The sequence below is a fragment of the Enterobacter sp. SCRI0065 genome (assembly GCF_059766475.1).
This window is the reverse complement of sequence record NZ_JCBAJB010000011.1, coordinates 81885-104435: the sequence shown is the minus strand read 5'-3', so window position 1 is coordinate 104435 and position 22551 is coordinate 81885. Positions and strand designations below refer to the sequence as shown.

The following is a 22551-nucleotide window of genomic DNA, read 5'->3' as shown; positions in this document are numbered from 1 at the left end:
GAGTAGAGTTATCGACGTAGGGTACAGAGGTAAGATGTTCTATCTTTCAGACCTTTTACTTCACGTAATCGGATTTGGCTGAATATTTTAGCCGCCCCAGTCAGTAATGACTGGGGCGTTTTTTATTGCGGCAAAGAAAATATTTGGACAAAAAAAAGCGCGGACATCGCCGCGCTTGTTCTTACTCTTCCGCTTCTGCTTCCACTGCGGGTTCCAGCTCGTTAAACCAGCTATCCAGCTTTTGGCTGAGCTTATCAACTCCCTGTTTCTTCAACGATGAAAACGGTTCAACCTGCACATCACCGTTGAATGCCTGTACCGCTTCCCGAACCATATTGACCTGCGCTTTGCGCGCACCGCTTGCCAGCTTATCGGCTTTGGTGAGCAGTACCAGGACTTCAATATCGCTTTCAACTGCCCAATGAATCATCTGCTGATCGAGATCTTTCAGAGGATGGCGAATATCCATCAGGATCACCAGGCCCTTCAGGCACTGGCGTTTTTCGAGATATTCACCCAGTGCGCGCTGCCACTTAATCTTCATCTCTTCCGGGACTTGCGCATAGCCATAGCCCGGTAAATCCACCAGGCGTTTCCCCTCCACGACTTCAAAGAGGTTAATCAGCTGGGTACGGCCAGGCGTTTTTGAGGTACGCGCCAGGCTTTTCTGGTTAGTCAGTGTATTCAGGGCGCTGGATTTTCCCGCATTGGAGCGCCCAGCAAATGCCACTTCAATTCCCGTATCAGAGGGTAAATGGCGAATATCAGGCGCGCTGGTGACAAAATGCGTCTGTTTATAGTTCCAGGTAGTCACGTGGTCGTCTCCAAAAATCGTAATCTGAGGGGAGTATACCTGAATGCGGGCAAAAGGCTTTTCCCTTCGCTTCGGCGCTGTAAGTAAAAGCCTTTAAAAATGTAAGACATTGACCATTCATACTATGGGACATTTAAGAGAAATCGCAGGGTGAAAAAAGTACAATATTATAAAAATCATATCTTTAGTTTTAAGTAATAATCTGAAAATCCATTTCTGTACCTTTTCACCGCTTGTCAGATTAACGGAAAAAGGTAAAGTAGCACCCAAGGCGAGGACGCCAACAGGATAATGACTTAAGGATAAGGGTCAGGAACGCCAGGAGGCGAAGACTCAGGATTGTCAGGATGACCGGCGCTTTGGAGGCGTTGAACAAGGATAAGGAACCGTATCACGGACGGTAGCCGCTAAGGGATAAACAGGGTTAGTTGTAGGCAAACATGGATTGTTAGACCCGTTAAGGGTTGAGAGTCAGGAAAAAAGGCGACAGATTGCTCTGTCGCCTTTTTTCTTTGCTTGCTTTCTGCTAGATTTCGCCGCAATTCTATACTGAAGAAAATGGCTTAAAGATAAGGCACCATGAAAAAACCAACCTCTGCATCGGGCGCTAAACGCCCTGCAAAAGCGCACCGTAAGACCCGTGAAGAATTAAATCAGGAAGCGCGCGATCGTAAGCGTGTGAAAAAGCACAGCGGTCATTCCGCCGGTAGCCGTGCAAATGGTAGCGGTGATGCAGGTTCCTCTGCACAGAATTCCAAACAGAAAGATCCGCGTATCGGCAGTAAAACGCCAATCGCACTGGGCGTTACCACTACTACCCCGGTAACCAGGCAGCAAAAACCAAAGAGCGAGAAACCTATGCTTTCACCGCAGGCTGAGTTGGATACGCTGGAGAACGACGAGCGCCTGGACGCGCTGCTGGAACGTCTTGAAGCAGGTGAAAGCCTGAATGCAGAAGAGCAGAAATGGGTCGATGCTAAGCTCGATCGTATCGATGAGCTGATGCAGCAACTCGGTCTTTCTTACGACGATGAAGACGAAGAAGAAGAAGAAAAGCAGGACGATTTAATGCGTCTGCTGAAAGGTGGAAACTAACATTTGCACCCAGCGGGCTCTTTGGTCCTGCTTATAACCCTTCCGGTTATATGTTATCTGGTGTGGTTATTCGTTAAACTACGGCGGTTGTCGCGGCGACAGAGGTTGTTGCGCACCCGGATGATGGCTCGTAATGGGGTCAAAACGGGCCGCCGTAAACGAACGCGATACCAACGGAAGGAGTGAGCATGTCTATACCAACTATCGATTGGGATCTGGCCCTGATCCAAAAATATAACTATTCTGGGCCGCGTTACACCTCGTATCCGACAGCGCTCGAGTTTGCAGAAACCTTCGGCGAGACCGATTTTCAGCAGGCCGTGGTGCGCTATCCCGAGCGTCCGCTTTCGCTGTATGTTCACATCCCTTTCTGTCACAAGCTCTGCTATTTCTGCGGCTGCAATAAAATTGTCACCCGTCAGCAGCACAAGGCCGATCAGTATCTGGATGCGCTTGAGCAAGAAATTCTCCACCGTGCGCCGCTTTTCGCTGGGCGTCACGTTAGCCAGCTGCACTGGGGTGGCGGCACGCCAACCTATCTCAACAAGGCGCAAATTAGCCGCCTGATGATGCTCCTGCGCGCGAACTTCAATTTTAACGAGGATGCAGAAATTTCGATCGAGGTCGATCCGCGTGAAATTGAGCTCGATGTGCTGGATCACTTACGCGGTGAAGGCTTTAACCGCCTGAGCATGGGCGTGCAGGACTTCAACAAAGAAGTGCAGCGCCTCGTGAACCGCGAGCAGGACGAAGAATTTATCTTTGCGCTGCTGAACCACGCGCGTGATATCGGCTTTACCTCAACCAATATCGACCTAATATACGGCCTGCCAAAACAGACGCCAGAAAGTTTTGCATTCACGCTTAAGCGCGTTGCCGAGCTAAACCCAGACCGCCTGAGCGTATTCAACTACGCGCATCTCCCCACGCTGTTTGCTGCACAGCGTAAAATTAAGGATGCCGATCTGCCGTCCGCGCAGCAGAAACTGGACATCCTGCAAGAAACCATCACTTCGCTGACGGAAACCGGCTATCAATTTATCGGGATGGATCACTTTGCCCGTCCGGATGACGAGCTGGCTATCGCACAGCGCGAAGGCGTACTGCATCGCAACTTCCAGGGCTACACCACCCAGGGCGACAGCGATTTGCTGGGCATGGGCGTTTCAGCCATAAGCATGATTGGCGACTGTTACGCGCAAAATCAAAAAGAGCTCAAACAGTATTATCAACAGGTGGATGAAACCGGTAACGCCCTGTGGCGCGGTATCGCACTCACGCGAGATGACTGTATCCGCCGGGACGTTATCAAGGCGCTGATTTGTAACTTCCGCCTCGATTTTGCCGACATTGAAACCCCGTGGGCGCTCGAATTCCGGGATTATTTTGCTGAGGATTTGAAACTGCTCGCACCGCTGGCGAAAGATGGGCTGGTGGATGTGACGGATAAAGCGATTCAGGTCACGCCAAAAGGGCGCTTATTGATTCGTAATATCTGCATGTGCTTTGACGCCTATCTGCGCCAGAAAGCGCGCTTGCAGCAATTCTCAAGAGTCATTTAATGGTTCCCCGGAGCCATGCGGCTCCGGGAAATCTCATCTTATTCCATTCCCAACTCTTTCAGCTTGCGGGTCAGGGTATTACGCCCCCAACCCAGCAGGCGAGCCGCTTCCTGTTTATGGCCTTGAGTGTGTCGCAGTGCCGTTGTCAGCAACGTACGCTCCATCTCTGGCTGGGCTTCTGATAGCAGGTTTTGATGACCGGAACGCAGGGCGCGATCGGCCCATTGCGCCAGAAGCGTTGCCCAACTGTCTGGTAATGATTGCCCGTTGCTGCTCTCCGGAGCGGTTGACTCAAACAGTTCGCTGGGTAAATCCTGAATCAACACTTCCTGGCCAGCAGCCATCACGGTGAGCCAACGGCAGGTATTTTCTAACTGACGCACGTTACCCGGCCAGGCCAGACGCGTCAGGGCGGCATCCGTTTCGGGATGAAGCAGTTTCGCTTCAACGCCCAGTTCACGTGCTGCGTCCTGTAAAAAATGACGCGCCAGACGCGGAATATCTTCGCGGCGCTCGCGCAGCGGTGGCAGGTGGACGCGAATCACGTTCAAACGATGGAACAAATCATCGCGGAACTTGCCTTCCTGCACGCGCTGCTCCAGGTTCTGGTGCGTCGCAGCGATAATACGCACGTCCACCTTCACCGGCGCATAACCCCCCACGCGATAAAACTGCCCGTCAGCCAGGACGCGAAGCAGGCGAGTTTGCACGTCCATCGGCATATCACCGATTTCATCGAGGAACAGCGTACCGCCGTCGGCTTGTTCAAAACGACCCTGACGAATCGTATTCGCGCCGGTAAATGCGCCTTTCTCGTGGCCGAACAGCTCGGACTCAATCAGGTCTTTTGGTATAGCGGCCATATTCAGTGCGATAAAAGGCGCTTTAGCGCGCGGGCTATGGCGGTGCAACGCGTGAGCAACCAGTTCTTTACCGGTCCCGGACTCACCGTTTATCAGCACGCTAATGGACGAACGCGACAGGCGGCCAATAATGCGAAACACGTCCTGCATGGCAGGGGCTTCACCAATGATATCCGTCGTGGGGCCAAACACTGGCGCATTACGTGGCTGTTGTTGTTCCTGATAATGGCTAATCGCGCGCTCAACCAACGCCACCGCTTCGTCGATATCAAAGGGTTTTGGCAGGTAATCAAAAGCACCTTGCTGGTACGCGCTAACGGCGGCATCCAGGTCGGAGTGAGCGGTCATTATGATGACCGGAAGCATCGGGTGGCGTTGTTTGATTTGCTTTAGCAGCGCCAGCCCGTCCATTCCCGGCATACGAATGTCCGAAAGCAGCACATCCGGGGTTTTGGTGATGAGCGCATCGAGCACTTCGCTACCACTTTCAAAGGTGGTGCAGTTTAAGCCCGCTCCGGTCAGTGCACGTTCAAGCACCCAGCGGATCGAACTATCATCATCGACTACCCAGACTATCCCTCGTTGCATCGTCGTCACCTTTATTTTTTTATTGGCAGGTAAACCGAAAACTCGGTATGACCCGGCCAACTGGTAAATTCAATTTTGCCGGAGTGTTGATCGATCAGATTACGGGCAATGGACAATCCAAGCCCGGTACCGCCTTCACGGCCACTCACCATCGGGTAGAACAATGTGTCCTGAAGTTGCGACGGGATGCCTGGCCCGTTGTCTTCAACGTCAATTCTGGCCGCCAGGCGATAACGCACGCCGTGCAGCGTCAGCTGGAATGCCGTACGGGTTCGCAGAACAATCTCTCCGCCCTCTGGGCCTAATGCCTGAAGTGCGTTACGCACGATATTCAACAGAACCTGTTCAACCTGGTCTGGATCGTGCGGGAGTTCAGGCAAGCTCGGGTCGTAATCGCGAATCAGCGTAACGTTGGACGGAAGCTCCATCGACACCAGCTTTACGACGCGCTCGGCGACTTTGTGAATACTTTCGGTGATATGCATGCCCGGCTGCTGTGGGCCCAGTAAACGGTCGACCAGGTTGCGTAGCCGATCGGCTTGCTCAATGATGACATTGGTATATTCGGCAAGTGCAGGGTCGGGCAGTGCTTTGGTTAATAGCTGTGCTGCGCCGCGTAGTCCACCCAGCGGGTTTTTTATCTCATGGGCGAGGCCTCGTACCAGATCGCGTGCCGCAATCTGCTGTGCGTGCTGGAGCTGCTCCTGGCTGAGACGTCGCTGATTATCCATCGGCGCCATTTCCAGCAGGATTAATCCATCAGGCAGTCTTTGCGCGGTGAGCGAAAGAATATGCGAACGCCCGTCGATTACCAGGGTGACTTCGTTATCGGTAAATCCCTGGCCCGCCAGCAGGCTTTCCTGCATCAAGGCAATGTTCAGAGAAAAATAGCTCAACAGTTCTGGTAACGGTGAACCGAACAACTTACGCGAACTTTGGGCGAGCAGCTGTTGCGCCGCAGGATTGGCGTAATGAACCGCCAGTTCGTCGTCGACCAGTAAGATACTGTTGATGAGGGAATTGAGGATCTGCCCAGCATCGGGCAGCGTGCCAGTTGCCATTAAGCAGTCTCCTGGAGTTGGCTGCACTACTTTAGTGCAGTATAGCGTTATCATCGCAAAAAGCGCGTGGGATCAGATTGTTGCTGGAGAAAAAAGCCCATCCGGAGATGGGCTGAAAGTTTCCACGGCAACAAAAACAGCTTTGGGTTCGCGCTAAAAGCGTCGCGCGAAACCCTTTAACTATTAAACGCTGTAGTACAGCTCAAACTCAACCGGGTGTGGCGTCATGCGAACACGGTCGTTTTCTTCAATACGCAGCGCGATGTAGGCATCGATAGCGTCGTCGGTGAACACGCCACCCGCCGTCAGGAATTCACGGTCAGCGTCCAGCGCGTTCAGTGCTTCTTCCAGAGAACCGGCAACCTGTGGGATCTCTTTCGCTTCTTCTGGAGGCAGATCGTACAGGTTTTTGTCCATCGCTTCGCCAGGGTGGATTTTGTTCTTGATGCCATCAAGACCCGCCATCAGCAGGGCCGCAAAGCACAGGTACGGGTTAGCCGCTGGATCCGGGAAGCGTACTTCGATACGACGTGCTTTCGGTGAAGACACCACTGGGATACGGATGGAAGCAGAGCGGTTACGCGCTGAATAAGCCAGCATAACTGGCGCTTCGTAGCCCGGGACCAAACGCTTGTAGGAGTTGGTCGTCGGGTTCGCCAGGGCGTTAATCGCTTTAGCGTGCTTGATAACGCCGCCAATGTAGAACAGTGCCTGCTCGGACAGACCAGCATATTTGTCACCAGAGAACAGGTTCACACCGTTCTTGGACAGGGACATGTGGCAGTGCATGCCGGAACCGTTGTCACCAAACATTGGTTTAGGCATGAAGGTGGCGGTCTTACCGAAACGGTGAGCAACGTTATGCACGACGTATTTGTAAATCTGAATTTCGTCCGCTTTCTTGGTCATGGTGTTAAAGCGGGTGGCGATTTCGTTCTGACCCGCGGTGGCCACTTCGTGGTGGTGCGCTTCAACTACCAGACCCATCTCTTCCATGATCAAACACATGGTAGAGCGGATGTCCTGAGAAGAGTCGACCGGAGGAACCGGGAAGTAACCGCCTTTCACGCCTGGACGGTGACCTTTGTTACCGCCTTCGTATTTGGTGGAGGAGTTCCAGGCACCCTCGATATCATCGATAGCAACGTGGGAACCGGAGATAGACGCACCAAAACGGATATCGTCAAACAGGAAGAACTCGGGTTCTGGCCCAAACAGCACGGTGTCTGCCAGACCAGTAGAACGCAGATATTCTTCAGCGCGTTTTGCGATAGAGCGCGGGTCGCGGTCGTAGCCCTGCAGCGTGCCTGGCTCGAGGATATCGCAACGGATGATCAGGGTAGACTCTTCGAAGAACGGGTCAATGAGCGCGGTAGAAGCATCTGGCATCAGAACCATGTCAGATTCGTTGATACCTTTCCAGCCACCAATCGAGGAGCCGTCAAACATTTTGCCTTCTTCAAAGAATTCGGCATTTACCTGGTGAGCAGGAATTGTGACGTGCTGTTCTTTGCCTTTGGTATCGGTGAAGCGCAGGTCAACAAACTTCACTTCGTGTTCGTTCAGCATCGTCAAAACGTGTTCAGCGGACATACTTAACTCTCCCGGATTGGTCATTGTCGTCGTGGTAACGAGGTCTTCAAATTCTAATATTCAGGCGTTGTTGCCATATTTTTTATAAAGCGAAATCTGTGCCAACTTTTAAATCACCCCAAAAAGGCGTTATCATGCATGTCATAGTGCAATTGAGCTGCACCACGATAGTCATCTTGCACCAGTATAGTGCTTCAACGCGATCGTTGAGCACCATCTTGGTGCAAATTTCGTTAAAGTGCACTTTTAATGCGGCGTGAAAGCGGTCACAAAGCAACTCTGCAATACTTGTTTGCGGAGGATGTTTGTGATCCTGTTTAGTCCTGCGCTTAATCCGTGTACAATAACGCGCTATTTCTAAAATGCCTGAGGCAAAGTTGTGATCGAAAATCTGCGTAATATCGCCATCATCGCGCACGTTGACCATGGTAAAACTACCTTGGTTGATAAGCTGCTGCAGCAATCCGGTACTTTCAGTAATGAACGTGCTGAAGCCACTGAACGCGTGATGGACTCCAACGATTTGGAGAAAGAGCGTGGGATTACCATCCTCGCTAAAAACACCGCTATCAAATGGAATGACTACCGTATCAACATCGTTGATACCCCAGGGCACGCCGACTTCGGTGGTGAAGTTGAACGTGTAATGTCCATGGTAGACTCCGTTCTGCTGGTCGTTGACGCAATGGATGGCCCAATGCCGCAGACGCGCTTCGTAACCAAAAAGGCATTTGCCCATGGTTTGAAGCCAATCGTGGTTATTAACAAAGTTGACCGTCCTGGCGCGCGTCCTGACTGGGTTGTGGATCAGGTCTTCGACCTGTTCGTTAACCTGGACGCAAGCGACGAACAGCTTGATTTCCCAATCATCTATGCATCTGCATTGATGGGTATCGCGGGCAACGAACACACTGACATGGCGGAAGATATGACCCCGCTGTATCAGGCGATTGTTGACCACGTTAAAGCACCAAGCGTTGACCTTGATGGTCCGTTCCAGATGCAGATCTCTCAGCTGGATTACAACAACTACGTTGGCGTAATCGGCATTGGTCGTATCAAGCGCGGTAAAGTGAAGCCTAACCAGCAGATCACTGTCATCGACAGCGAAGGTAAAACACGTAACGGTAAAGTCGGTAAAGTACTGACTCACCTCGGTCTGGAGCGTATTGAATCCACCGAAGCCGAAGCGGGCGATATCATTGCTATCACCGGTCTGGGCGAGCTGAACATCTCCGACACCCTTTGCGATCCGCAAAACGTCGAAGCGCTGCCAGCCCTGTCTGTTGATGAACCGACCGTAACCATGTTCTTCAACGTCAACACCTCTCCGTTCTGTGGCAAAGAAGGTAAATATGTTACCTCTCGTCAGATCCTTGACCGCCTGAACAAAGAGCTGGTGCACAACGTTGCGTTGCGCGTTGAAGAAACCGAAGATGCGGACGCGTTCCGTGTATCCGGTCGTGGCGAGCTGCACTTGTCTGTTCTTATCGAAAACATGCGTCGTGAAGGCTTCGAACTGGCTGTGTCCCGTCCGAAAGTTATCAACCGTATGATCGATGGTCGTCTGCAAGAGCCGTTCGAGAACGTGACTCTGGATATCGAAGAACAGCACCAGGGTTCTGTGATGCAGGCAATGGGCGAGCGTAAGGGCGATGTCAAAGACATGATCCCTGACGGCAAAGGCCGTATTCGTCTGGATTACCTGATCCCGGCACGTGGCCTGATCGGCTTCCGTACCGAGTTCATGACCATGACTTCCGGTACCGGTCTGCTGTACTCCACTTTCAGCCACTACGATGACGTTAAACCGGGTGAAATCGGCCAGCGCCAGAATGGCGTACTGATTTCTAACGGCCAGGGTAAAGCAGTCGCATTCGCACTGTTCAGCCTGCAGGATCGCGGTAAGCTGTTCCTGGGTCACGGTGCAGAAGTTTACGAAGGCCAGATCATCGGTATTCACAGTCGTTCTAACGACCTGACTGTAAACTGCCTGACCGGTAAGAAACTGACCAACATGCGTGCTTCCGGTACTGACGAAGCAACCACGCTGGTTCCAGCACAGAAAATGTCTCTTGAGCAGGCTCTGGAATTTATCGATGACGACGAACTGGTAGAAGTGACTCCTACCTCCGTACGTATCCGTAAACGTCACCTGACCGAGAACGACCGTAAACGTGCGGGCCGTGGCGGTTCTAAAGACTAATACGATACCTTTGTAAGGTGCGTAGTGCGAAAAGCCGCTGATATTCAGCGGCTTTTTTATTAAAACGAATAGCGTAACCCTAAGCGAATACGGTACTGCTCGCGGTTGTAATCATTCCACCGATCAAGCCACTGAAGCTCCATGTACGGCATCCAGTTGCGATCGATTTTATAGCTAAATTTGTTGGTGATTTCCCAATGATGGTCTTTGCCGTTTTTGCTGCGGTAATCATTCACCCGTTGGAAGAAGTGTGGTTCAAAGGTATAGGAAAACGCATCGGTTAATTTGAAGTTCCAGTAATTGGCAAACTCGTGGGTATCGTTTTTATCCATCTCACCGTTATAGTCCGGCGTATCGTAATTATTATGGTTATAGCGATAGCGAAACGTCAGATTAAACCAGTCGACAAATTTATAGTTGGTATCCAGATAAATCGCTCCACCGGATCCATCGCTGCTGTCGTTAATTAACCCACCAGGCTGGAAGGTCAATTTGTCGGTAGGTTTGAACAACGGATACCAGCCCTCGATTTCGTTATAGCTGTGTTTCAGCTCATCCCATTTTCCGACGTTATAGGCGTTGGTGAACATCAGCCCCGCGCCCATATCAAAGTTATATCCGGCGCGCAGGATAACTTCATGCAGTTCAGAGGCGGTGTTATAGGCCTCACGCGTTTCGACGTAGGCACCGGCAAATGCCGAGCATGAAACCGATGAAATCAGTAAGGCAGTGGCTATTTTTTTCATAATTCTTCCATGTGTCAGGTACAGAAGGGCCGCCCCTCCTGTAAACAGGAAGGGAATACCGGCCAGATTTATCGTTATAAAGTGACAGCTGACGCTTTATTTTCGCGGGTCATTTCAGTCATCGGTGTAGGGTGTTTTTTTCGTTTCCCAATCTCCTCAATAATAAAAGCGAAGCGCGCTTCGTTGAGTTTATAAAACAGTCCCATGGTGATGGCGGCAACAATCGCCAGGCCACATGGCCACAGAAATATCAACTGACGCAGGCCGAGCAGGGTGCCTGCGCTCTGTACCGCGTGGGGAATATAGCCAATCTGCGTCAGCATAATGCCCGGCAGGAATCCAGCGAGCGCGGCGGAGATTTTGCGCGAAAACGTATAGCCGGTATAAACCGAGCCTTCTGCACGAATGCCCGTTTTCCACTCGCCGTAGTCCACGGTATCCGGCACTAGCGCCCAGTTCAGGCTATTCACAAACGCCGTACCGAAAAACGCCATGCAGGAAAACAGCACAAACGACAGCGAACTGCTCCCCCAGACAAAGTTCAGTACATCGCCCACGGCCCACAGCGTCAGCCCGCCCAGATAGACCTGCTTCTTGCCAAAGCGCTTCACCGCACCGGGTACCAGGAACACGCCCACCAGAATGCAGCCCATGCTGAAAAATCCCATCCACGACAGCAGATGAATATCGTTGAGCACGTACTGGGTGTAATAGACCTGAATCGCGAGCTTGATGTTAAAGGCCGCCAGCGTACACAGATTGGCGATACACAACACCAGCAGCGGCGGGTTGCGAAAAATGGCGTAGAACGATTTCATGATGCCGGGCTTATGGTGAGCGGGTGTCACCTCAACGTAGCGCTCCTTCACGCCGCTATAACACCACCACATGCAGAACAGCCCAAGGGTCACGAACAGCAGTGCTGCCACCAGATAACCCAGCGACGGCTGGCTCACGAACAGCGCCTGAATCGGCATAAAGCCGACGGTACAGAGCAACAATCCGATCGTTGCCCCGCCCTGACGCCAGGCGGCAAGGTGCGCACGCTCGTTCGGATTTTTGGTGATGGCGGGCACCATCGCCCCGTAGGAGCAGTTCATCAGGCTGTAGAACAGTCCAAACATCATAAACAGTATGGTGGCGATGGCCGTTTTCACCGTCAGGCTAAAGTCATTCGCCAGAAACTGCGCCGTCGCCACCAGCGCGACCGGAACGGAGGCGTACAAAATAAACGGTCTGAATTTGCCCCGTTCACCAATATTACGCCGTGAATCCAGTAGCACGCCGGTCAGCATGTCGGTGAAGGCGGTGAAGAATTTCGCCACCAGAAAAATAATGCCGCCGTAAAACGCTGGCATACCCAACTCGTCGGTGTAAAACTTCAGCAAATACAGCGTGCCAATACACAGCATCAGGTTCGAGCCAAAATCGCCCATCCCGTAGGCGCACTTCTCGCGCAGGCTCAGCTTCAGGGTTAACGGATCAGTGTTGTGGTTCATAGTCGATCCTCATAGCGCCCCGAAGAGCGCTATTTCAAAGTCATTCAGGCTGGACGTTTACGCAGTTCTATCTCTTCAACGATACGCACGTACATCTTCTCGTTGAGGTTATAGAAACATCCCATCGCCACGATAGTGGCCACCGCCAGGATGCTGGGATAGATGAAGATCAGCTGCCGCAAACCTTCCACCGTTCCCGCCGATTGCACCACGTTGGGCATATAGCCGATTTGGGTCAGCATAATGCCGGGGAAGAAGCCCGCCAGCGCTTGCGACACCTTGCGAAAGAAAGTAAATCCGGTGTAGACCGTTCCCTCTGAACGCACGCCGGTACGCCACTCGCCGTATTCGACCGTATCGGAAACCAGCGCCCAGTTCAGGCTGTTCACGAACGCGGAGCCGAAGAACGCCAGGCATGAGAACGCAACAAAGCTGACCGAGCCGCCGCCGAAGAAGTAGTTCAAAAGATCGCCCGCGACCCAGATAAGCAGCCCGCTGATATAGACTTTTTTCTTGCCGAAGCGACGCACCGCACCGGGCATCATAAAGACGCCGATAAAAATGCAGCCCATGCTGAAGAAGCCCATATACGACAACAGAATCGGGTCGTTGAGCACGTACTGCGTGTAGTAAACCTGAATGGCCAGCTTGACGTTAAATGCGCCCAGCGTGCACAGGTTAGCGATACAGAGGATAAACAGCGGTCGGTTGCCCGCAATGGCGCGGAAGGACTGCAACAACCCCGGTTTCTGCGTCGGATGCGCGGGCTGAGGCTCGACATAGCGTTCTTTCACGCCGCGATAGCACCACCACATAAAGAACAGACCAAAGAGCGAAAACAGCGTGGCGGCAAAGATATAGCCGAGCTGGGAATTGCCCTCAATCAGGTTCATCACCGGCACAAAGCCCACGGTACACAGCAGCAGGCCGAGCGTGGCGCCGCCCTGACGCCACGCCGCCAGCGAGGCGCGCTCGTCAGGATTTTTAGTCATAGCGGGCACCATCGCGCCGTAGGAACAGTTCATCATGCTAAAGAACAGGCCATACAGCATGAACAGCACGGTCGCCATCACCGTCTTGCCGGTGACCTCAAAAGAGGTACCGACAAAGTTAGCGATCGCCAGCAGCGTCACCGGGAACGCGGCATAGAGTACGAACGGACGGAACTTACCCTTCGGCCCAATCTTGCGCCGCGAGTCGAGCATAATCCCGGTACCCATATCGGTAAACGCGGTAAAGAACTTGGCGATCAAGAAGATAATGCCGCCGTAGGTCCCCGGTAGCTCCAGCACGTCGGTGTAGAATTTCAGCAGATACAGCGTGCCGATATCCAACAGGATATTGGAGCCCAGATCGCCCATCCCATAGGCGAGTTTTTCTTTAAACGGCAATCGTAGGGTTGCCGGATCGGATGATGTTTGACTCATTATTATTCTCCGTCTGCCCGCAGGTTTCCCCGCGGGCGAGCCTTATCAAATGTGACGTAAGGTGTCGAACAGCTCGGTCCATTCGCTTTGCTGGCGATAGAAGACCGGCGGTTTGCCGAGCGGGGCATCAACGGTCACTTCACCGCCCTGATGCACTTCGCCGGTCCACGCGTTCACCCAGCAGTCCTGTGGCAGATAAAGCGTCCAGTCGCGACGGCCCTGTTCATGCACCGGAGCCACCAGCAGATCGCGGCCAAACAGATACTGGTATTTCAGCGTGTAGGCCTGCGCGTCGTCCTCGTAGTGCAGGAACAGTGGACGCATCACCGGCAGTCCGCTTTTGGCGTTCTGCGCCACCGCGTCTTTGATGTAGGGTTTCAGCGTGGTGAAGACGGTAGTCATCCGCGCGAAGTGGGCGATGGTTTCGGCATCGCCGTCAAACTGCCAGTTATCGCCTGGGCGGTTACCTTCGTGGGTGCGCATCATCGGCGTAAAGGCGCTGAAGTCGCACCAGCGCAGCAGCAGCTCTTTGCTGCGCTTCATGTCGAACAGCGTGGTGTACCCGCCGATATCGCTGTGGTGCAGGCCGTGTCCGGTCATCGCCAGCGACAGCGCCGCCGGAACCACCGAGGCCAGCCCATCGTCCAGGCTCCAGTCGACGTTCTGATCGCCCGCCCACATCATCACCGAGTGTTTCTGGCTGCCCGTATAACCCGCGCGCATAAAGAACAGGATCTCCCCGAGCTTGCCGGTCTCCTCCAGCGCTTCGTAGTTACATTTCGCCCACAGCGCAGGCCAGGCGTTATGCATGATCTCCGCGCTCACGCCGTTATGCAGGAAGGTATCGGTCGGCAGATATTCGCCAAAGTCGGCCATCCAGCCGCCGCAGCCCAGTTCGATCAGGTTCTTTTTGATCACCTCTTTGAACCAGTCGTAGGCTTCTGGATTGGTCAGATCGATAACGCCCGCATAAAACTCGCCGAACTCGACGTGGTAATCCTTGCCGTGAGCGTCTTTGGTCAAATAGCCACGTTGAGAGGCCACTTCGCACAACTCTTTGTCACTGGCGAGATACGGGTTGATATAGGAGAGGAACTGCACGCCTTCGTCTTTCCACTGCGGGATGCGTTCATCAAGCTGCGGATACAGCTCGCTGTTCCACTTCCAGTTCCACATCACGCGCTTGCCGAAAGAGGTCATTCGAATGCCGGACCAGTCCTGCGCCCAGATGCCGTTGACCTTCACGCCGCCGTTTCGCATGGTATCCAGCTTGTTCTGGCAAACGTCGGTGCCGCCCTGAATGCCGAGCGTCACGCCGTCGTAAACCCAGTCCGGCAACTCAGGCTGACGGCCCAGCAGCCCGGTCAGTTTTTCCAGCAGATCGACGTAGGTTTCCGCACATTCGAAGCGCAGGGTGGCATTATCTTCCCAGAATGCCAGCTCGTGGAACTCGGGCGCGCTAAAGTCGAAGTTCATGTAGCAGCTGTTGTCGACATGGCAGTAATACTTCTGCGTGCTGACGAACGTGGGTTGTGGGAAGAAGGTCCAGTAATAATCACCGCCCGCGTTCTCTTTGCAGTCGGCCTGCCAGGTGACGTAGGTCTGTTTGTTACGGCCCACGCCCTGTTCACTGGTCCACAGCGGGAACGGTTTACCGCGCAGATCGAAATAAGAGAACTGCTCGCCGCAGCCGTAAATATGATCTTCTGGCTGGGCTGCCAGCCGCAGCCAGATGCGATTGTGGCTGGTGGCATCATTTTTAAGTTTCAGCTCAAGGCGGCCCTGCTTATCGGTGCCAACTAACAGCGTGGCGCTCACCGTATCGCCGCGGGTAAAGCGAACCGCCCAGCCCGCGCTTTGCTTCGCGATAGTCGCTTCGGTCAGGGCAATCTTTTCGTTGAGCTTGTCTTTGATGCTGAAATTGCCGCGAAACATCTCAATGTCCGCTTCGCCTGCGCCAATCCACAGGCACGGGTTTTCGTCGGTATGCGACAAAATCAGGCGATCTTGCCAGCTCAGGGTGAAGCCGTTACCGGTATTTGTCAGGGTAATATTGTGTAGGGTACTCATAAGATCTCCATCCATCTGGAAGGTTTATTATTTGGCCTGGCTATCCAGCATTCCGGCGGCGACCGCAGGTGCTAATCCCGGTGCCAGCGGCAGACGCGGGATCACCAGGCAGTGCAGCAGGTGATAAATATCCTGCTTGCCGTCCCAGACTTTGGTTGTCACTTCGTTGTTGGTATCCAGCTCTTGCCACCAGGAACCGTTTTCGTAATCCATCAGGTACTTGATGCAGTATTCCCACCACGTCTGATACCAGGTTTCGTACTGGGCCTCACCGGTAACGGTATACAGCGCATAGGCGGTGCCCATCGCCTCGACAATCGGCCAGCGCACACGCTCGCGAACGATAGGCTTACCGTCCCAGCCAACGGAATAGACAAAGCCGTCGGCCCCGTCCGGTGCCCAGGCGTCGCGGATCGTGGCGTGGAACAACCCTTTGGCATCTTCCAGTAGCCACTCCGGCGGCGTTTCAAAGCGGGTCTCCAGCGCGGCGCGCAGATGCAGCATCAGGCGACCCCACTCAATCCAGTGGCCCGGCGTGCCGCCGTAAGCGCGAAAGCGGTGGGCGGGATTATCTTTGTTGTAATCGCGGATGGGGTTCCAGTGAGTATCGAAATGCTCGTTGACGCGATACTCGCCTTTGCGCGCCACGTCGTGAATAATCACCGAGGCAATGCGCAGGGCGCGGTCGAGCCATTTGCGGTCATGGGTCACGTCGTACACAATCAGGAACGCTTCCACGGCGTGCATGTTGGCGTTGCCGCCACGGTAATCCTCGGTTTTGCTAAAGGCTTCATCCCAGGACTCCAGGCACATCTGCTCCTGTTCGCTCCAGAAGTATTTTTCGATGACCTCGATAGCGTCGTCCAAAAGCTGGCGGGCTTCGGGGTGCCCAGTTGTCACCGCGCTGGCCGCGCCGAGTAAAACAAAGAAGTGCTGATAGCCCTGCTTGGAGGCATCGACTACACCTTCGTCATTCACGCAGGCGTACCAGCCGCCGTACTGCTTATCGCGTAGGGCATCGTTCAGGGTATGGATCCCATGCTCGACCAGCGCGTAAGCGCCAGGACGCCCCATGTTCGCCGCGACGGCATAAACGTGCAGCATGCGCGCGGTGATCCACAGGTGCGTACCCATATCGCTGCGCACCTGGCCGTTATTACCCAGCCAGCCGAAACCGGTCGGCACCGCTGCATTCTTGCCAAAATCCAGAATGCGGTCGGTCTCTTGTTCGAGCCAGCGGTTGTGGCTCAGCGTGTTAAACCATTTCATGTCGTTGTCCTTTCTTAACGGCGAGCCATCATATCGTCGACAATCTCACCCAAACGTTGCAGCTTAGGCACGGAAATATCGCGCAACATCAGTTCGGTATCCGGCAGGCCAACGACCGATGACCACACCGCGCGGCCCGCTAAGAACCCGGACGCCCCCGCCTGCATCGCCACGCTCACGGCGCGCGGGAACAGCTTCTCGTCCACACCAGAAGAGAGGATCACCCACGGCATGCTGATGTGCTCATTGAGCTTTTGCGAGGCGGTCAGCAGTTCTTGCTGGGTGCCTTTGCCATACAGCGGCATCTCGACTTTATAGAGGTCGGCCCCGCTGTTACCCAGCTCTTTTGCCGCGTCGATAATGGCCTGCTCACGATTAAAGGCCGCACCACGGCGTGGAGGACGCACTACCGGCTCGATAATGCTCAGTAGCCCGTTGTTGTGGCACAGCTGATTAAACTCGCTCACCATCTCCAGACGCTGCTGTGCGTCTTCATCGCTACGCCACAGCACCAGCAGCTTCAGCGCTTTACCGCCGTCACGTTTGACCGCCTGCGGATCGATGCTTTTATCAATCACCACGCTGTCTACCGGAATACCGTTGCCCGGAATAAACTCGTCAGCCGCGACGATCATGGCGCAGCTTTTAGCCACCGCGTGTTGCTCGACGACCTGGCGATAACAGAACTGCTGATCGACCAGAATAGCGGAGGCATACGGCGACAGAATTTTTGCCGCATTCACTTTGAAATCGGTCAAGTGCCCATCGGTCACAGGAGCAGGTGCGCCCGCCGCGGCAAACATCATGCGCATCGCTTCGCGCTGATCGACCGCGAGCATGGCAAAACCGCCGGAAGGTCGGGTGATATCTTTCAGGGTGTAGGAGGTCATTCGAGAGTCCTTTTTATTGATCAATGTTGAGGGTTCAGCCCGGCGGATGCGCGAACCTGTTCGAGGATGGCGGTCCAGTCTTCGCGTCCGCGTCCGGCGGCGCGAGCCTGGTTATAAACTTCACGAGACGCCGCACCGAGCGGCATCGGAACGTGCAACTGGTTTGCCACGTCCAGTGCGATCCCCAGATCCTTGTGCGCCAGGTCGATCATGAAGGCCGGAGAAAGATCGCCTTTCAGCACCTTGTTCGGCCACGAGGTGGTGAAATGGCCTTTACCGGCAGGCGTGCCGCTCATCACTTTTAGCGCCACGTCAAAGGACAGCCCCAGCGCCTCGCACAGCACGGCGGCCTCAGCGGAAAGGGCGTTCAGGGCAATGCTCATGTAGTTGTTGATGAGCTTGACGCGGATCCCCATTCCGGGGCCACCGGCTTCGATAAGCTCATTACCCATCGCCATCAGTACCGGCGTGGCGCGTTCCACCTGCTGTGGTGTACCGCCCACCAGCAATAGCAGCGTACCGGCGATAGCGTGATCGGAGGTTCTGCCGACGGGCGCATCCATCATGCTGAACCCTTTAGCGTTCATCTCGGCAATGAGTTTGTCGGTTTGCAGCGGGTGGATGGTCGACATATCAATCACCAGCGCCTCGCGCGCCAGCCCTTCGCAGACGCCGCTTTCACCAAACAGCACGGTGCGAACTAAATCGCCGTTCGGCAGCATGGTTATCACAAATTCTGCGTCCATTACCGCGTCGGCAGGCGTGGCTGAGGCCGTCGCGCCTTTCTCGACCAGCGCCTGCACCGCCTGCGGATTCACATCAAAAACGTTAAGCTGATGGCCATGTTTAAGCAGATTGCTCGCCATCGGCGCGCCCATTTGCCCTAAACCTATAAATGCGATTGCTGACATGCTTCTCTCCCGCCGGTGCGTTGTTGTCACTGTTTGTCTGTTAGTGAGCGTTTGTGGTGTCTGTTTTTGATCGTATTTGTAATTTATAGTCAAAAAATTGACACGGGTCACTTTTTAAACATTTGATGAAATTAAAATGTCAGCATCAGAAAACGTAAAAGGAATCACCATGACTCGAATCGCCTGTGTAGGCATTACCGTGCTGGATCGCATCTGGTATCTCAGTGACTTACCGAAAGAAGGGGGCAAATATGTGGCAAATGACTACACGGAAGTGGGTGGCGGTCCGGCGGCAACTGCGGCGGTGGCAGCGGCGAAATTGGGCGCAGAAGTGGACTTTATTGGTCGGGTGGGCGACGACGATACCGGCAACAGGTTGCTTGCGGAGCTGGAGTCCCTGGGGGTAAATACCCGGCATACGCGCGTCTTTAAAGGTGCTCGAACCTCACAATCGGCAGTGCTGGTGGATGCCAGCGGCGAAAGAATTATTGCCAACTATCCCAGCCCGGATCTGCCCGCAAACGCGGACTGGCTTCAGGAGCTCGACTTTTCCCAATGGGACGTGGTGCTGGCAGACGTGCGTTGGCATGACGGCGCGAAGCAGGCCTTCACCCTGGCGCGCCAGCAGGGCATCACCACGGTGCTGGATGCGGATATCACTCCGCAAGATATTGCCGAACTGGTCACGTTAAGCGATCACGCCGCGTTTTCTGCCCCCGGTTTGCAGCGTTTGACGAGCCTCACCGAGCCCGAAGGTGCGCTGAAAAAAGCACAAACGCTCACAAATGGACATGTCTATGTCACTCATGGGAAAGAGGGCTGCTATTGGCTTGATAAGGGTCAGCTTTCTCATCAGCCCGGCTTTAGCATTGACGTGGTGGATACCACGGGTGCGGGCGACGTCTTCCATGGCGCGCTGGCAGTGGGGCTGGCGCAAAACGAGCCTGTTCCAGAGGCGGTACGCTATGCCAGCGCCGTCGCGGCGCTAAAATGCACACGTCCTGGCGGACGGGCGGGAATCCCTGACTGTGATCAAACCCGCTCTTTCTTGTCACTTTTTGTATAAAATGCGGGGCGTGATGGTTTTTAGAGGACAGCCCATGAGCCTTACCGAAATGACCGGTAATCCACGGCACGACCAGCTGCTAACGTTGATCGCCGATCGTGGCTACATGAACATTGATGAACTGGCGCAACTGCTGGACGTTTCCACGCAAACGGTGCGCCGTGACATCCGCAAGCTCAGCGAACAAGGATTGATTACGCGCCATCACGGTGGGGCGGGCCGCGCCTCAAGCGTGGTCAACACGGCGTTTGAGCAACGTGAAGTCTCACTGACCGAAGAGAAGCGGGCGATTGCGGAGGCCATTGCCGACTATATCCCGGATGGTTCGACGATTTTCATCACCATTGGCACCACGGTAGAGCATGTTGCGCGGGCGCTGCTCAACCATAATCACCTGCGAATCATCACCAACAGCCTGCGGGTGGCGCATATTCTCTACAAAAACACGCGCTTTGAAGTGATGGTGCCGGGTGGAACCTTACGTCCGCACAATGGCGGGATTATTGGTCCTGCCGCCACGGCGTTTGTTTCGGGCTTTCGTGCGGATTATCTGGTCACCAGCGTCGGTGCGATTGAAAACGACGGGGCGATGATGGAATTCGACATCAACGAGGCCAGCGTGGTTAAAACGATGATTGCGCATTCGCGGCATATTTTACTGGCTGCCGATCGGACGAAATACCATGCATCCGCCGCCGTTGAGATCGGCAACGTCGCGCAGGTTACGGCGTTGTTTACCGATGAACTGCCAGGGACGGGATTGCAAAATATCCTTAAATCCAGCCAGGTAGAACTGGTTGAAGTCACCTCCAGCGACGAGCAGCAGGCAGGCTAACTCCCCCGTCAAATGCCCCGGTGCGTCATGCGCCGGGTTTTTCTTTCACTTTCTCTAAGCTGAATCTGGCGCATAGCCAAAGCGTATCTTTCCCGCTACAGTTATTTCTTCATGGCGCAAAGGGAGATAAACATGCTTTATATCTTTGACTTAGGAAATGTCATCGTCGATATCGACTTCAATCGGGTGCTGGGCGCATGGAGCGATTTCAGCCGCGTGCCGCTGGCGACGCTTAAGCAAAACTTCACCATGGGCGAGGCGTTCCATCAGCATGAGCGCGGTGAAATCAGCGATGAAGCCTTCGCAGAAGCGATGTGCCATGAGATGGATTTACCGCTGAGCTACGAACAATTTGCCCACGGCTGGCAGGCGGTATTCGTGGCGATCCGCCCGGACGTCATTGATATCATGCACAAACTGCGCGAGCAGGGGCATCGGGTGGTGGTGCTGTCTAACACTAACCGTCTTCACACCACTTTCTGGCCGGATGAATACCCGGAAATTCGCGCGGCGGCCGATAAAATTTACCTTTCTCAGGAGATGGGGATGCGTAAGCCCGAGGCGCGAATTTATCAGGCAGTCCTGCAAGCAGAAGGTTTCTCAGCCACCGATGCGGTCTTTTTCGATGATAACGCCGATAATATAGAGGGCGCTAACCAGTTGGGTATCACCTCAATTATGGTGACCGGAAAAGAGACAATACCGGACTATTTTGCGAAGCAGGTATGTTAAAAAACGTACATCAAAAAGCCTCACATCACACACGCCCGTTTCGGGCGTGGATAAAACTGCTCTGGCAGCGCATTGATGAGGACAACATGACCACGCTGGCGGGCAATCTCGCCTATGTGTCGTTGCTCTCACTGGTGCCGCTGGTGGCGGTCATTTTTGCGCTGTTCGCTGCATTCCCAATGTTTTCGGAAGTCAGTATGCAGCTGCGACACTTCGTTTTTGCCAACTTTATGCCCGCTACGGGCGATGTGATTCAACGCTACATCGAACAGTTTGTGGCGAACTCCAGCAAGATGACAGCGGTCGGCGCGTGTGGATTGATCGTGACGGCGCTGCTGCTGATGTACGCCATCGACAGTGCGCTCAATACCATCTGGCGCAGTAAAAAGGTGCGGCCAAAAGTTTACTCTTTTGCCGTCTACTGGATGATCCTCACGCTCGGTCCGCTGCTGGCCGGTGCCAGTCTCGCCATCAGTTCGTATCTGCTGTCGCTACGCTGGGCCAGCGAGCTAAATACCGTTATCGACAACGTGCTGCGGCTCTTTCCGCTGATCCTCTCGTGGCTCTCGTTTTGGCTGCTTTACAGCATCGTGCCAACCACGCGGGTGCCCAATCGTGATGCCATGACGGGCGCACTGGTTGCGGCCATGTTCTTTGAATTGGGGAAGAAAGGCTTTGCGTTGTACATCACCACGTTCCCCTCTTATCAGCTCATTTACGGCGTGCTGGCCGTGGTGCCGATTCTGTTCGTCTGGGTCTACTGGACCTGGTGCATCGTCTTGCTTGGGGCGGAAATAACTGTCACTCTCGGGGAATACCGTAAACTCAAACAAGCCGCAGAACAAGAAGAAGCAGACCAACCATGATTGCATTGATTCAGCGCGTAACCCGTGCCAGCGTCACCGTGGAGGAAGAGGTGACGGGTGAAATTGGCCCAGGACTTTTGGTGTTGTTAGGTGTCGAAAAGGATGATGACGAACAAAAAGCCAACCGCTTGTGCGAGAAAGTGCTCGGCTATCGCATCTTTAGCGATGCAGAAGGCAAAATGAATCTTAACGTCCAGCAGGCGGGTGGTAGCGTGCTGGTGGTGTCTCAATTTACGCTGGCAGCAGATACCGAGCGCGGCATGCGTCCTGGCTTCTCGAAAGGTGCCGCGCCCGATCGCGCAGAAGCCTTGTACGACTATTTTGTTGAGCGCTGCCGCCAGCAAGAAATAAATACGCAAACCGGACGATTCGCTGCAGATATGCAGGTCTCGCTGGTGAACGATGGCCCCGTCACCTTCTGGCTGCAGGTATGAGCCAACTGGCGGCGCGGCCGCGGG

The 22551-nt window shown here is 54.1% G+C and carries 20 protein-coding genes; 9 read left to right on the top strand and 11 right to left on the bottom strand.

Going from position 1 to position 22551, the window contains the following annotated elements:
- The first annotated feature begins 34 nt into the window (after positions 1-34).
- On the top strand, positions 35-82 hold the full coding sequence (spfP, locus tag AC6EMZ_RS20995; RefSeq protein ID WP_071892919.1) for a small protein SpfP: 48 nt from the start codon (positions 35-37) through the stop codon (positions 80-82).
- Between the two features lie 99 nt (positions 83-181).
- Here the strand turns inward: spfP and yihA are convergent, their stop codons facing one another.
- Positions 182-814: a ribosome biogenesis GTP-binding protein YihA/YsxC gene (gene yihA / locus AC6EMZ_RS20990; RefSeq protein WP_498404769.1), complete on the bottom strand. Its 633-nt coding sequence runs from the start codon at positions 812-814 to the stop codon at positions 182-184.
- 579 nt (positions 815-1393) lie between these two features.
- On the opposite strand from yihA, the gene yihI reads away from it, so the two are divergent.
- The gene (gene yihI / locus AC6EMZ_RS20985) at positions 1394-1909 is read left to right on the top strand and encodes a Der GTPase-activating protein YihI (RefSeq protein WP_498404768.1); all 516 of its coding nucleotides are present in this window, start codon (positions 1394-1396) and stop codon (positions 1907-1909) included.
- A 188-nt stretch (positions 1910-2097) separates the two neighbouring features.
- Positions 2098-3471: an oxygen-independent coproporphyrinogen III oxidase gene (hemN, locus tag AC6EMZ_RS20980; RefSeq protein ID WP_498404767.1), complete on the top strand. Its 1374-nt coding sequence runs from the start codon at positions 2098-2100 to the stop codon at positions 3469-3471.
- Positions 3472-3509: 38 nt separating this feature from the next.
- Here the strand turns inward: hemN and glnG are convergent, their stop codons facing one another.
- The 3 genes from glnG to glnA all read right to left on the bottom strand — a co-directional run bounded on the left by glnG (position 3510) and on the right by glnA (position 7576).
- Positions 3510-4922: a nitrogen regulation protein NR(I) gene (gene glnG, locus AC6EMZ_RS20975; protein WP_498404766.1), complete on the bottom strand. Its 1413-nt coding sequence runs from the start codon at positions 4920-4922 to the stop codon at positions 3510-3512.
- Positions 4923-4933: 11 nt separating this feature from the next.
- On the bottom strand, positions 4934-5983 hold the full coding sequence (gene glnL, locus AC6EMZ_RS20970; RefSeq protein ID WP_498404765.1) for a nitrogen regulation protein NR(II): 1050 nt from the start codon (positions 5981-5983) through the stop codon (positions 4934-4936).
- 183 nt (positions 5984-6166) lie between these two features.
- Positions 6167-7576, bottom strand: a complete 1410-nt coding sequence (gene glnA / locus AC6EMZ_RS20965; RefSeq protein WP_498404763.1) for a glutamate--ammonia ligase — start codon at positions 7574-7576, stop codon at positions 6167-6169.
- 379 nt (positions 7577-7955) lie between these two features.
- On the opposite strand from glnA, the gene typA reads away from it, so the two are divergent.
- Positions 7956-9782, top strand: a complete 1827-nt coding sequence (typA, locus tag AC6EMZ_RS20960) for a ribosome-dependent GTPase TypA (RefSeq protein ID WP_498404762.1) — start codon at positions 7956-7958, stop codon at positions 9780-9782.
- A gap of 59 nt (positions 9783-9841) precedes the next feature.
- Here the strand turns inward: typA and ompL are convergent, their stop codons facing one another.
- The 7 genes from ompL to yihU form a co-directional block, all read right to left on the bottom strand.
- A complete protein-coding gene (gene ompL / locus AC6EMZ_RS20955; protein WP_498404761.1) occupies positions 9842-10528 on the bottom strand; it encodes a porin OmpL in 687 nt (228 codons plus the stop codon).
- 74 nt (positions 10529-10602) lie between these two features.
- Positions 10603-12027: an MFS transporter gene (locus AC6EMZ_RS20950; RefSeq protein ID WP_498404760.1), complete on the bottom strand. Its 1425-nt coding sequence runs from the start codon at positions 12025-12027 to the stop codon at positions 10603-10605.
- A gap of 44 nt (positions 12028-12071) precedes the next feature.
- Positions 12072-13454 carry an MFS transporter gene (locus tag AC6EMZ_RS20945; RefSeq protein WP_498404759.1) on the bottom strand — a complete coding sequence of 461 codons (1383 nt, stop codon included), beginning with the start codon at positions 13452-13454 and terminating at the stop codon, positions 12072-12074.
- Positions 13455-13499: 45 nt separating this feature from the next.
- On the bottom strand, positions 13500-15524 hold the full coding sequence (locus tag AC6EMZ_RS20940; protein WP_498404758.1) for an alpha-glucosidase: 2025 nt from the start codon (positions 15522-15524) through the stop codon (positions 13500-13502).
- 27 nt (positions 15525-15551) lie between these two features.
- Positions 15552-16793, bottom strand: a complete 1242-nt coding sequence (gene yihS, locus AC6EMZ_RS20935) for a sulfoquinovose isomerase (RefSeq protein WP_498404757.1) — start codon at positions 16791-16793, stop codon at positions 15552-15554.
- A 14-nt stretch (positions 16794-16807) separates the two neighbouring features.
- Positions 16808-17683, bottom strand: a complete 876-nt coding sequence (yihT, locus tag AC6EMZ_RS20930) for a sulfofructosephosphate aldolase (protein WP_498404756.1) — start codon at positions 17681-17683, stop codon at positions 16808-16810.
- Between the two features lie 20 nt (positions 17684-17703).
- Positions 17704-18594, bottom strand: coding sequence for a sulfolactaldehyde 3-reductase (yihU, locus tag AC6EMZ_RS20925; RefSeq protein WP_498404755.1), 891 nt, complete (start codon positions 18592-18594; stop codon positions 17704-17706).
- A 169-nt stretch (positions 18595-18763) separates the two neighbouring features.
- On the opposite strand from yihU, the gene AC6EMZ_RS20920 reads away from it, so the two are divergent.
- The 5 genes from AC6EMZ_RS20920 (at position 18764) to dtd (ending at position 22527) form a co-directional block, all read left to right on the top strand.
- Positions 18764-19660, top strand: a complete 897-nt coding sequence (locus tag AC6EMZ_RS20920) for a sugar kinase (protein ID WP_498404754.1) — start codon at positions 18764-18766, stop codon at positions 19658-19660.
- 34 nt (positions 19661-19694) lie between these two features.
- Complete coding sequence (locus tag AC6EMZ_RS20915; RefSeq protein WP_498404753.1) at positions 19695-20495, top strand: DeoR/GlpR family DNA-binding transcription regulator; 801 nt, start codon at positions 19695-19697, stop codon at positions 20493-20495.
- 132 nt (positions 20496-20627) lie between these two features.
- Entirely contained in the window at positions 20628-21227 is a 600-nt protein-coding gene (yihX, locus tag AC6EMZ_RS20910; protein ID WP_498404752.1) for a glucose-1-phosphatase, read from the top strand.
- A complete protein-coding gene (locus AC6EMZ_RS20905; RefSeq protein ID WP_498404751.1) occupies positions 21221-22093 on the top strand; it encodes a virulence factor BrkB family protein in 873 nt (290 codons plus the stop codon). Before yihX ends, AC6EMZ_RS20905 begins: the two co-directional genes overlap by 7 nt.
- Positions 22090-22527 carry a D-aminoacyl-tRNA deacylase gene (gene dtd, locus AC6EMZ_RS20900; RefSeq protein ID WP_498404750.1) on the top strand — a complete coding sequence of 146 codons (438 nt, stop codon included), beginning with the start codon at positions 22090-22092 and terminating at the stop codon, positions 22525-22527. The genes AC6EMZ_RS20905 and dtd overlap by 4 nt, the downstream gene beginning before the upstream one ends.
- Positions 22528-22551 lie beyond the last annotated feature (24 nt).

Excerpts from the sequence above, each read along its gene's own strand:
- glnG (WP_498404766.1), bottom strand. The coding sequence starts at position 4,922 with ATGCAACGAGGGATAGTCTGGGTAGTCGATGATGATAGTTCGATCCGC.
- AC6EMZ_RS20905 (WP_498404751.1), top strand. The coding sequence starts at position 21,221 with ATGTTAAAAAACGTACATCAAAAAGCCTCACATCACACACGCCCGTTT.
- yihX (WP_498404752.1), top strand. The coding sequence starts at position 20,628 with ATGCTTTATATCTTTGACTTAGGAAATGTCATCGTCGATATCGACTTC.
- dtd (WP_498404750.1), top strand. The coding sequence starts at position 22,090 with ATGATTGCATTGATTCAGCGCGTAACCCGTGCCAGCGTCACCGTGGAG.
- yihU (WP_498404755.1), bottom strand. The coding sequence starts at position 18,594 with ATGTCAGCAATCGCATTTATAGGTTTAGGGCAAATGGGCGCGCCGATG.
- yihT (WP_498404756.1), bottom strand. The coding sequence starts at position 17,683 with ATGACCTCCTACACCCTGAAAGATATCACCCGACCTTCCGGCGGTTTT.
- AC6EMZ_RS20915 (WP_498404753.1), top strand. The coding sequence starts at position 19,695 with ATGAGCCTTACCGAAATGACCGGTAATCCACGGCACGACCAGCTGCTA.
- glnA (WP_498404763.1), bottom strand. The coding sequence starts at position 7,576 with ATGTCCGCTGAACACGTTTTGACGATGCTGAACGAACACGAAGTGAAG.
- hemN (WP_498404767.1), top strand. The coding sequence starts at position 2,098 with ATGTCTATACCAACTATCGATTGGGATCTGGCCCTGATCCAAAAATAT.
- AC6EMZ_RS20950 (WP_498404760.1), bottom strand. The coding sequence starts at position 12,027 with ATGAACCACAACACTGATCCGTTAACCCTGAAGCTGAGCCTGCGCGAG.
- AC6EMZ_RS20920 (WP_498404754.1), top strand. The coding sequence starts at position 18,764 with ATGACTCGAATCGCCTGTGTAGGCATTACCGTGCTGGATCGCATCTGG.
- yihI (WP_498404768.1), top strand. The coding sequence starts at position 1,394 with ATGAAAAAACCAACCTCTGCATCGGGCGCTAAACGCCCTGCAAAAGCG.
- glnL (WP_498404765.1), bottom strand. The coding sequence starts at position 5,983 with ATGGCAACTGGCACGCTGCCCGATGCTGGGCAGATCCTCAATTCCCTC.
- AC6EMZ_RS20940 (WP_498404758.1), bottom strand. The coding sequence starts at position 15,524 with ATGAGTACCCTACACAATATTACCCTGACAAATACCGGTAACGGCTTC.
- ompL (WP_498404761.1), bottom strand. The coding sequence starts at position 10,528 with ATGAAAAAAATAGCCACTGCCTTACTGATTTCATCGGTTTCATGCTCG.
- yihS (WP_498404757.1), bottom strand. The coding sequence starts at position 16,793 with ATGAAATGGTTTAACACGCTGAGCCACAACCGCTGGCTCGAACAAGAG.
- AC6EMZ_RS20945 (WP_498404759.1), bottom strand. The coding sequence starts at position 13,454 with ATGAGTCAAACATCATCCGATCCGGCAACCCTACGATTGCCGTTTAAA.